This window comes from Chitinophaga hostae (genome assembly GCF_018224885.1).
GTDB lineage: Bacteria > Bacteroidota > Bacteroidia > Chitinophagales > Chitinophagaceae > Chitinophaga > Chitinophaga hostae.
Genome location: NZ_JAGTXB010000004.1, coordinates 201457 through 212594, shown reverse-complemented (window position 1 = coordinate 212594; position 11138 = coordinate 201457). Strand labels below are relative to the sequence as shown.

8 protein-coding genes are annotated in these 11138 nt (G+C 45.8%); 1 reads left to right on the top strand and 7 read right to left on the bottom strand.

The annotated features are described in order from the left end of the window. Positions 1-7 precede the first annotated feature (7 nt). The 4 genes from KE626_RS10535 to KE626_RS10520 all read right to left on the bottom strand — a co-directional run bounded on the left by KE626_RS10535 (position 8) and on the right by KE626_RS10520 (position 5648). Positions 8-1171: an ABC transporter substrate-binding protein gene (locus KE626_RS10535; RefSeq protein ID WP_211972860.1), complete on the bottom strand. Its 1164-nt coding sequence runs from the start codon at positions 1169-1171 to the stop codon at positions 8-10. Positions 1172-1179: 8 nt separating this feature from the next. Beyond that, a complete protein-coding gene (locus tag KE626_RS10530) occupies positions 1180-1776 on the bottom strand; it encodes a phage tail protein (protein WP_211972859.1) in 597 nt (198 codons plus the stop codon). Positions 1777-1829: 53 nt separating this feature from the next. Further along, on the bottom strand, positions 1830-3029 hold the full coding sequence (locus KE626_RS10525) for a Gfo/Idh/MocA family protein (protein WP_211972858.1): 1200 nt from the start codon (positions 3027-3029) through the stop codon (positions 1830-1832). A gap of 384 nt (positions 3030-3413) precedes the next feature. Continuing rightward, positions 3414-5648, bottom strand: coding sequence for a glycoside hydrolase family 95 protein (locus KE626_RS10520; RefSeq protein ID WP_211972857.1), 2235 nt, complete (start codon positions 5646-5648; stop codon positions 3414-3416). A 310-nt stretch (positions 5649-5958) separates the two neighbouring features. Here KE626_RS10520 and KE626_RS10515 point away from each other — a divergent pair, with 310 nt between their 5' ends. Continuing rightward, entirely contained in the window at positions 5959-8085 is a 2127-nt protein-coding gene (locus KE626_RS10515; RefSeq protein ID WP_211972856.1) for a family 20 glycosylhydrolase, read from the top strand. A 179-nt stretch (positions 8086-8264) separates the two neighbouring features. Here the strand turns inward: KE626_RS10515 and KE626_RS10510 are convergent, their stop codons facing one another. From KE626_RS10510 to KE626_RS10500, 3 genes are all read right to left on the bottom strand, one after another. Next, complete coding sequence (locus KE626_RS10510; protein ID WP_211972854.1) at positions 8265-9197, bottom strand: ADP-ribosylglycohydrolase family protein; 933 nt, start codon at positions 9195-9197, stop codon at positions 8265-8267. Positions 9198-9290: 93 nt separating this feature from the next. Next, positions 9291-10022 carry an SDR family oxidoreductase gene (locus tag KE626_RS10505; protein ID WP_211972852.1) on the bottom strand — a complete coding sequence of 244 codons (732 nt, stop codon included), beginning with the start codon at positions 10020-10022 and terminating at the stop codon, positions 9291-9293. 98 nt (positions 10023-10120) lie between these two features. Further along, positions 10121-11050, bottom strand: a complete 930-nt coding sequence (locus KE626_RS10500) for a helix-turn-helix domain-containing protein (protein WP_211972851.1) — start codon at positions 11048-11050, stop codon at positions 10121-10123. Positions 11051-11138 lie beyond the last annotated feature (88 nt).

Here is an 11138-nt window from a genome sequence, read left to right as displayed (position 1 = left end):
AAAACTGTTAAATGCAGAGAAAAGGGTTTTGCCAGCCGGTCAGTGATTCGTTATGAATCATTTCAAATTCTTTCGCATCATAGCGCATGCCTGCTCCCTGATCAAGAATTAATTTGTTTATCTTATTATTGGTAGTCGTTATTTTGAGAATATTAGCTGCAGGCAGGGCAAAGCCCGATGCCGGGTAAAAATTCTTTTGTCCTCTGGGGCCTTCAATCGTACCGGTGCGGAGTTGCTGTTTTACAGCTTCCCAATCTTTTTTGCTGGCATATGGCAGCAATTCCCGCCATATTAAACCTGCCTCATAACCCATCAATGCATAGATATTGGCCGGCTGTTGTGCCGTACTTTCGAACTTCTTTACAAATAGCTGATTCGCCTTTCGCTGGTCTTCACGCATCCACATCATGGATGTATAGATTTCCAGGTCAATGTGTTTAATGTCTTCCAATATATCATCATAAGCCATTGTTTCATTTACCAGCAGTGGGATCTTTTTATGGAAACCGCTTTGGATCCATTTTTGGAGAAAACGTGTGCCCATGTTGCCGGCAAAGATGGCGTGTATATATGGTGGGGGGTCTTTGGCAAGTTTTGTAAAGAGCTCGTCCAGCTCCATTTTTTTTGGATCATTCTCATCGTACGGTAATACCGTAAAACTCATCCGGGTACTGCCTGCTGCCGTTACACCTTCTCTGAATGCACTATGCAGGTGATAACCCGCTTCATATAACGGCATGATCAAGTGGCCTCCATCTCCAAAATGGCTGTGCGCCCACTTTCCCAATGCATACTCCGATTGCCACAACTGGTGCGACGCGTAGAATACGTCAGGACTGAGATAAGGGAAATGAGGAATATACTCCCCCATGTCAAAAAAGAAAGCCGGTCTTTTCGCATTCTCCACGAGTGGGATAATATCCGGCGCTACTTTATAGCTGATCAAACCAGACAATATATCCACATTGTTGAAGAAAAGCAGTTTGCGGGCAGCATCAACAGATGCACGAGCGCTTCCCATATGGGTATACTCTGATGTAAACTGCACGGTTCTTTGCCGCAGAGGATCTAATCCCATACCCAGCAACCACCCTGTTACCAGGTGAGCGGACCAGGCAGGATATACACCTGAATAGGGAGTAAGGAACCCAATAGAAAGCGCTGATGGCATATAAGTTCTTAGTTACGGCTGGGGAAGATACCTTGTATGGCAATGATATAGTTCATACCAAGGTAAGGGTTCATGATGCTGAATGGCTGACTGCCGCCTGCGATGCCAACGTTCACCGTACCTGTTACATTAGTGGTAGGCGCAAGGAAGGTAGTATTGTCGGGAGCTGCATAACCTTTGATCTGCTGGGCAGTTGGACCAGCACCAAAAACCGGCAGCACAGCTGGTACTACGGTACTACTGGGCGTATTGGTGGTAGCAGCAACAGCACTTGCAGCCTGGGCCACAGATGCCGAAGCAATAGTACCCGTATGATTGTGTGCAGGCATGTTGGTGATCACCAGCGTGGTATTGGGTGTACCGGATATTTCACCCAGGTTAATGTTAGGCAATCCGGGGCCTTGGCCGGTACCCAGCGGGAAACGGCCTCTCAGGTCCGGCAATCCGAAAGTGGTTTGTCCATTACCGCCGAACGTGGTACCTAACAGGGAGAATAACGCGGTGTTCTGAGCAATGCTCATAATCTGACCCCAGCAAAGCGCCCAGCTTCTTGGTGCGAAATTGCCGGCAAATAGAATAATCGCGGCTAATAGCGGTTGATCCATAGATTAAATTTTAATGAGGGTTTATTTTAATAAGGGTTTATTCTATTGAGGGTTTAATTTTCATACCGGGGTTTTCTAAATTTCGGAAATTGCACCGTTGCTCCTCCACCCTGTACAGAAAGTGCGGCCATCGGCGCGATGATGCTGTTGGTAGCAGCCGTATATACAGACAGCTCATCGCGCTGCTGCATTACACCTGCAAAATCCTGCAACGCCATTGCATAACCATTGCCTTCCTCTACCTGTTTGTAACGTGAAAAATCTGTCTGCTGTGTATATTGATGTATATAGGGTTTTCCATGTTCCCAAACCTGGTTAACAGGATTATTATCTTTCAGATAAATGCGATTGAAGAGATCTACCCAGGAGCCATTGCTGCCATTCACATGGAACCCAGTGGATACAGGCTGCGTTTCTCCCGCATCCATTTGCAGCCATACCTTTTGTCCCTGCTGGGTGGTGAGACAAATAGCACTGACATCTCCGGAAGCAAAGAACAAACGTGTATGCTCTTTTTTGGGAAGAGGTTTGTTAATCACGTATTGCTGCTTTTGCTGTATTACCTGCAGGGATACGTATGTATTCTCCTTTTGCAGGCCAAGTATCCTGGCAACTGCTGCTGCCGGGTAAACGGGATACGACAGCGCCGTCTTATCATGTGTGGCTGGCAGTACATGGTGACTGGCGCCGGCATGTATGGATTCCAGTTCACCGAAAATTCCCTGGTGCGCCATATTGGTTATGGCCAGCAGGTCTGATCGGTAACTATGCTCGTCCAGTGTGAAATATTGACAACGTGTGCGCTCACTGATACGAACAATATCCTGGTGTTCTTCAAAGGTAGTCCCCATTATGGAACCGCAGGCAACATGCTTACCGGCCAGCATCGCTGCTTTCGCAATACTGTAGTGCCGGTGCCAGGGCGCCGCAATAACAACAGCGTCAATATCCTTGCGGGAGAGTAACGTTTTGTAATCGTTGTGGTAAATGTCCGGCTGAAAATAACCTGCCTGGTTAAATAGTTCCAGGCTTTTGTTGATGGCAACAGGATCGGTTTCACAAATTGCTCTTACATCCAGATCTTTGTGTTGGAGTGCCTGCTTCAGGTACTGCTGTCCCCAGGGACCAGCACCTATGAACGCGATACGAAATTTCGACTGTGCTCCGGCCGTTAGGTAAGAGGGCAGAAAGGTAAATACAGGAGATAAAATAGCGGCATTTTTTAAGAAATGCCTTCTGCTTTGTATATGCATAAGGATAGATTCCTATGTTTGGTATCTTATGATACAACACGAAAAAGTGAGCTCCCAAAAATAGATGTAAGGTTAGTCCTCGCTAAAAGACAGAAATGTTACGTTTCGCTATTGGTTGAACGGTCTTCAAAAGATTAGGGTTAAAACTCGTCACGAATACACCCGGCAAATATATATCTTCTTTTTTTTAGCAACAAATACTTTTTTAATATATATTAAACATTATATGAAATGAGATGCCGATCTTCTGCAGCCGCCACTTCCAATGGATGAGTTTTGTCAACATTTATTAAAAATATAAAGCCCGCTGATGCGGGCTTTATATTTTTAATAAATGTTGACTATTTCAAAAACGTACTGACCAATTGTGAAGATAAATACTGCTTATCCTTTCTTCGCCTCCACCTGTATCCTTTCGCCATTTACCCGAACCCATACTTTCTCCTGTTTAGCAGCAGTAATGTTATACTTTACAACTTTCCCGTTTTTCCAGGTGCAGTCAACTGTATATCCGCCGCGGGCTTTCAGTCCCTTGAAAGATCCATTGGCAGCCCATGCGGCAGGTATACCCGGCAGCAAGTGAATTTCGCCGGTATGACTTTGCAGCAACATCTCCGCCACCGCGCCGGTGATACCGAGGTTACCATCTATCTGGAATGGCGGGTGGGTAGTAAAGAGGTTGGGCATGGTGTTATAAGTAAGTAGTCCGCGTACCATGATGCCTGCCTTTTCGCCTTCGCCGAGACGCGCCCAAAGCGCACAACGCCAGGGCCATGTCCAGGAGCGGCGGCTATCGCCCACAGTGGACGCTACAGTGAATGGCGTGTTTTCACTTTTCCCGTAATTACCACTGCGGCTCCGTAAAGAAATAATGGCGGCTTTCGCCAGGTCCGGGCTAAGCGTCATACTGATCTGGCGGCCGGGATATACAGCAAACAGGTGGGAAGTATGCCGGTGCTGATCATCCGGATCGTCCCTGTCTTCCTGCCACTCCTGTAACTGCCCCCATTTGCCGATTTTATTTGGCGCAAGATGCGCCTGCATATCTGCTACTTTTGCCTGGTATGTTTCATCAATACCCAGTGCCTTTGCAGCATCCAGGTAGTTTTGAAAAAGATCCCATACCAATTGCTGATCATGCATCACACCATCTTCCCGGGGACCGTGCTCCGGTGACCAACCATTGGGTACCATCAGCTTACCATCCGGCATTTTCTTTAATCGGTCTTCCCAAAATTCACACACTTCTTTCAAAATAGGATAAGCAGTTGTACGCAAATAGGCTTTATCCATTGTAAAGGCCCAATGTTCAAACACATGCTGCGCGTACCATGCACTGGAAGGAATATTCCATTCCCAGCCATTGCCACCAAAAATATTCTGACTGGTACGGGCCGTCCAACCACGCACATTTTTTCCAAATGCTTTTTGGGTAGCGATTCGGCAGGGCTCCAGGGAAGCCTTCACAAAATCAATTAAAGGCAAATGACAATCCGATAAATTGGTGGATTCCACGCCCCAATAATTCATCTGGATGTTGATATTATTATGATAATCACCTGCCCATGGCGGCGTGTTACTGTCATTCCACAAACCCTGCAAATTAGCCGGCAGTCCGCCTGTACGCGAAGAACTGGCCAGCAAATAACGGCCATACTGGAATAAGGTTTCTTCCAGGTCAGGGTCAACAGCGCCTGCAGCATATTTTTCCAGTCGAACATCAGTAGGCAGCAACAACACATCAGCATCCGTTTTCCCAATATCAATGGAAGCTGCTTTAGTAAGGCGGGTAAGATCTTTTGTATGGCGACTGACTAACGTTTGATAGCTGTTTTTCCGCGCGTTACTTATTTCCTGTTTAACCAGCGGCGCCGGATCTGCCCCGCGCCAACCGGACTGATAATCTGGTTTATAATTGGTACGCGCATCGAGATAAATGGTAATAGTATTGCATTTTTCAAACACCCAGGTATTACCTTCTACCAAAATATTACCTCCCTCATGGTCAATATGCATGTTGGCTGCATACTTCAGATGGTTGGGCATTTCATCCATAAAACCCAATCCATCAGCATTAGCAACGCTTACCGCTCCCTGTGCCGACTGCATCGAAATTTTACCCGACAAGGCGCCCTTTTTACTGGCGGTATACCTGAACACCATTACCTGGTCAGGATGGCTGGCAAAAGCTTCCCGATTATAACGGATGTCGCCTATTTCAAAAGAGGTAGTATGAACACCAGTCTGAATATCGAGTGCGCGATAATATCCGTTTGCAGCGTTAGCCTGATTGAAATCAACAACAAACTCACCAAAGTTCCGGTAGGAGCCAAAACCATGATCACCGGTTTCATACTCACCATCCCAGTTATTATCACCACCCCATAAACTCTGTTCATTAAACTGTACCCTTTCCTTTTTAATCCCACCAAATAACATGGCTCCCATTCGCCCATTGCCAATGGGCAGGGCCTGTGTTTCCCATTTCTCTGCGGGTTTCATATACCATAAGCGGTAGCCGGATCCAATACCTGTACCGGCGCGTGCCTGCAGGGAAGTAACAACCAGGGAAAGAAACAAGAAGATACAACAGAGAAGAGGAACAAATAGCTTTCTCATTTTACGATTTTATCACGTGTTTTAAACATTGCAAACGGCTAAATATACGCTATTGACATCGTTAATATCGCCAGTATATTAACAAACATCGATGTTTTATTTGCATTGCACAAACAGATTTCGGGGGTCATAGATATCATGGTAATTTGCAACATAAAAAACAAGGCAGAATCTTTATTAATCATTGTTTACCTGCCATAATGCTGATATCTTAGCCAAAATTCTCCAGGCCATCTATATTCCTGGGAAGAGTGAACAATGAACAATTCTCTTTTATATTTTATTCCGGTTATTTCAGAAAAATGAACAAATGAAAAAACAATTAACCTTAGCGTATTTCCTTAAGTATTTTTCCGTTCGCTGCTTACAGCTTTTACTGTTGCTCCTGCCGCTTCGCAGCGTTTTTGCACAGAGCCGTGTTAACGACATACCATTCACGATACCGGCTGTACATGCCTGGCAGGGAGATACCGGCAGTTACATCATTCCTGCACATGTAAAAATACTGCTGAGCTCAAAGGATCAGCAAGCCCTTCAACCTTACGTAACGATATTCAAGAACGATCTGGCAGAAAAGTATCCCGGTTTACCGGTCAAAGTAGAGGTCAGCGAAAACCCCGTTCCTCAGAAAGGAGATATCTTATTTACAGTTACAACCGATACTGCGCAAGGGCCAGAAGCCTACCGCATGGTAATTGACAACAGCATCCGTATCAGCGGACAGCCCAAAGGCTGTTTCTGGGCAACAAGAACAATACTCCAGCTCCTGGAACAATCGCAGCAACACAGCATTCCACGGGGCAACATCACCGATTTTCCCCGCTGGCCGGTAAGAGGATTCGTATTGGACGTTGGCCGGAAATTCTTCTCCATGGCGTTTCTGCGTGAGTACGTAAAGTTCATGTCTTATTATAAAATGAGCGACTTCCATATACACCTGAATGATGCTGCGTTCAAACAATTCTTTCATAACAACTGGGACAGCACCTATAGCGCATTCAGGCTGGAAAGCAGCACTTACCCTTCCCTGACGGCAAAGGACGGACACTATACCAAAGCCGAATTTATTGCGTTACAGCAACTGGCCGACAGCTTCTGCGTGAAGATCATCCCGGAAATAGACGTCCCTGCCCATTCGCTCGCTTTCACCAAAGTTTTTCCTGAAATTGGCAGCAGTAAATATGGTAAGGATCACCTCGACCTCTATAATCCAAAAACTTACGAGGTGATAGACAATGTATTCAAAGAATACCTGCAAGGCCCTAACCCGGTGTTCAGAGGCGATGAAGTACATATAGGAACTGATGAATACAGTAAAGCCGAATCAGAACAATTCCGCAGTTTCATGAACCACTATATCGACCTGGTACAACAGTATGGCAAAAAAGTAAGGCTGTGGGGTTCACTCACCAACAATAAGGGCAATACACAGGTACGTACCAAAGGCGTTACCATGAACCTATGGTACAATGGCTATGCCGATCCAAAGGAAATGCTGCAACTGGGATACGACGTTATCAGCACACCCGACGGATGGCTTTATATAGTGCCCGCTGCCGGCTATTACTACGACTATCTTAACACCAAAAATCTTTACAATAAATGGACGCCCGCTGTTATCGGCGACCAGGTATTTGATGAAACCAACCCCCAGATAAAAGGCGGATCTTTTGCTGTATGGAATGATCATGCCGGTAATGGTATCACCGAAAAAGATGTGCATGACAGGGTGTTTCCAGCTATGCAGGTGCTCGCAGAAAAAATGTGGACAGGCAAAGAACAACGCTTGAGCTATGATACCTTTTCCAGGCATGCAACAGCTATTGGCGAAGGCCCCGGCCTGAATATACGCGGTAAGCTGAACACCGATTCCCTGCTGCCGCTGTCAGCATCTTCTGCAGATAAAAACAACCAGCTGGTTTTCCATCATGCTGCTGCAGGAAAATATAAAGGCCGACAGGCAGTTCATTTAGAAGCTTCGGATAGCTACGTCAAAACAAATACGATTGGTATCGGTTACGACTATACGGTATCTTTTTATGTATGGCCTGAAAAAAATAATAAGCCCGATGCGGTGCTCTTCTCCTCACAAGATGCAGTAGTAAAACTAAAGCAGCAAACAAGCGGAAGGCTGGGCTTCTCCAGGGAAAACTATCATTACTCATTCAATTATACCATTCCTGAAAATAAATGGACGCATCTGGTGATAATTGGGAATAACAAAGGTACCTCCCTGTATGCAAACGGCGTATTAGTGGAAAAAATGGAAGGACGTGTACAACAGTTCCCTGAATCCAAAAGCAAAATAGCCATCGTACAAACTTTGTTCTTCCCGTTGCAATATATCGGAGGCGCTGGCAACAGCTTCAAAGGTTACATCAGCGATCTGAAAATTTATAATAAAACCCTGTCGGAAAAAACAGTAACAACATTATAGTTAACGGTTGATACCGGTTCTGCTTATCAACAAAAAAAAGCCGGGGCCAACAGTGGCTCCGGCTTCCCAAATAACCGTATATTTAACATCGGGATAAACCGGCAGCGGCGCCATATTCCCCATTATCCAGGAACATATATCCCTAACCGTTAGTAGCAATTATATGAAGTACCTTCTTCTTATTGCCCTGCCGCTGCCATTCGTTCCGCCAACATATCAATATCTTTTCTCCGTGCCAGCTGATTGATCCACTTTCCAGGAATGCCATCCAGCCCATATATCAACCCTGCCAGTCCGCCTGTAACCGCCCCTGTGGTATCCGTATCCCTGCCGAGGTTCACCGCTTTCAACACCGCATCGGTATAGTTATCTGTTGTCAATATGCACCAGATACTGGCTTCCAGCGTATGCAATACATATCCGCCGCTACTGATGGTAGACTCAGGGGCAAACTGCAGGTCTTCTTTTAACAGGCGATTGAATTTTGCTATTTCACCAGGATGGATACCCACCTGTTGAATAAAACCGGGAAGGGTTTGCTGGAGAGACAGAAATACTTCCAGTTTGTTCTTTCCCCCGAGGATTAACCGGGCAAATTCCAGATAATAAAAGCAGGCAATGACGGCACGCATATGCCCATGTGTAATCGAAGAAACCAGTTTTGTGAGTTCAAATCTTTCTTCAACGGGTTTATTCCTGTGATAAAATAGCAGGGGTAAAATTCTCATCAGCGAGCCATTCCCATTTTCATCTTCATAAAATCCTCCTGCGGTTGCTGGTGCGGCGCCGTTCTTCAGCCGGTAAATCGCCTCCGAAGTGGTGATACCGATATCAAATACTTCTCCGTGCGGCGTCCAGAACTGATGGTATCGCCAATTCACAAAATTCTGCGCGATCAATGACAGGTCAAAACCAACAGTTAAAGCATCCGCCAGGCAAAACGCCAGGGAACTATCGTCCGACCAGGTGCCGGGTGGTTGGTTATGCGATCCATAACCGCGCATGTCGGTTACAGGCGATTTACTAAGGCTGTCTCTTTCTCTGAACTCCACTGGTACGCCGAGCGCATCGCCCACGGCCAGGCCAAATAAGGCCGCTTTTATCTGATCCATTTTTTGGGTTTATCGCATAAAAAATTTCCCCGTTGCCAGGATCATCAAAGATCCTGGCAACGGGGAAATATACTTCAATTTATCCGGCTTTCACTATCCTGCGTGACCATTCAACCGGTTAAAAGCGGCAGTTACTTCTTCCGGACCGGCCTTTGCCATTGCTTCACTGAAACCAAACGTCAGTGCTGTTTTACCATCTTTCAATTGTTGAAATATGGCGTTGATAAAATCACTTACCGGCGGCGCTGCATCATGCAATCCTTTTCCACCGAGGTCAGTATTTAAGGCAGGAGGAATCATTTCAATCACTTCAATATTCCTAGATTGCAGGAGGTACTGTGCAGAACGGGTGAAGGAATGAAAAAATGCCTTTGTAGCGGAATATACCGGCACTTTTGTAAACGGTACGAAAGACAAACCAGAGGTAACGTTGATAATCGTATCCAGGGACGCTAATTGAACAAAGAGCGCGGTTAAATGAACAGGTGCCTCAATATTTGTGCTGATCTCTGTTTTGGCACGTTCATAAAAACCGGGATCGTCTATCTTCATCCAATGTTGAATACCGGCGTTATTTACCAGGACATTTACATCCGGGTGATGCTCAGCTACCCAGTTGTAGAGTCCCACTCTTTCTGCTTCTACCGCTAAATCACAAACCCTTGTGATCACTGCAGGAAACCGGGTGGCCACTTCTTCCAAAGCGGATGCGCGTCTTCCGCAGATAATAACGGTATTGTTTTCCTGGATAAATCTTTCGGTGAGCCCTAAGCCAATGCCGCTGCCTCCACCTGTAATCAGTATTTTATTGCCTGTTAGTTTCATGGTTGTATTGTTTAAAATCAATACAACAAAGGTCAGTGAACCGGCGATATTTTCATTTGCAAATATCAATCTGATGTTTGCAAAATTCAAATCAGGGATCAGCCCCGGAAAGATAGCGGCGACAGGTGGGTTTGTTTACGGAAGAAGTTGGAGAAATGGGCAATTTCTTCAAAGCCGAGACAATAGGCGATTTCGGAAATATTCCAATCCGTTTGTTTGAGCAGGATTTTGGCTTCCTTGATCACCCGGCCGCTGATCAGGGCAGTAGTGGTGTTGCCGGTGTTTGTCCGTAATACTTTATTAAGGTGGTTTACGTGTACCGACAATACATCAGCATAATCCTTTGCGGTACGCAAACGTAATTGTTGTTGGGGTGATTCGATCGGAAACTGTCTTTCCAGCAATTCTATAAACAGCGAAGTAACGCGGGCAGCTGCATTGTGCGCCGGGTATTGCGCAGTAGCGGGTTGCAGTTTTTGTCCGTAATGTATGAGTTCCATCAGGTAATTCCGCAGCAGATCGTACTTATACCCGTAGTCAGAAACCAGCTCTTTCTGCATTTTGCGGAAAATAGCGGCTATTTCATCTTTCTCTTCTGGGGTAATCCTGAACACCGGGTAACCGCCTGGCTGGAAGATCGGGAGTTCGTCCAGTACCACCCCGCTTTTAGAGCGGGTCATAAACTCGTCGGTAAAAATGCAAAAATGTCCGGACTGGTTATAGTCCTGCGGTACGTAATGATAAGGTACTTTAGGCGTAGCAAACAATAAGGCATAGTCTTCAATCGCTATCACTTTATCTGCATACTCCGCTATGTTGCGACCGCAAATAAGACTTATTTTATAATAGGCCCGGCGATTATAAGGCATAGGACCTTTGTCCTTCATCCGTTCTACCAGGTCGGCAATATTGAAAACATTAAAATGACCGATTTCCCGGGTGATGCCATCGGGCAACAGGTAACCGGGATCCCCGCTTCCTGCAGCGGCAGTTTGCCTGTAAAAGTCGTTAAGCGTTGCGATGTCCATTGGCAGGATTTGTAAAATTCAAATTTACAAACAAAAACGCATTTTGGGGGAAGGGCGTATCAGCTGCAACCAGGCACAAAAAAAAAGT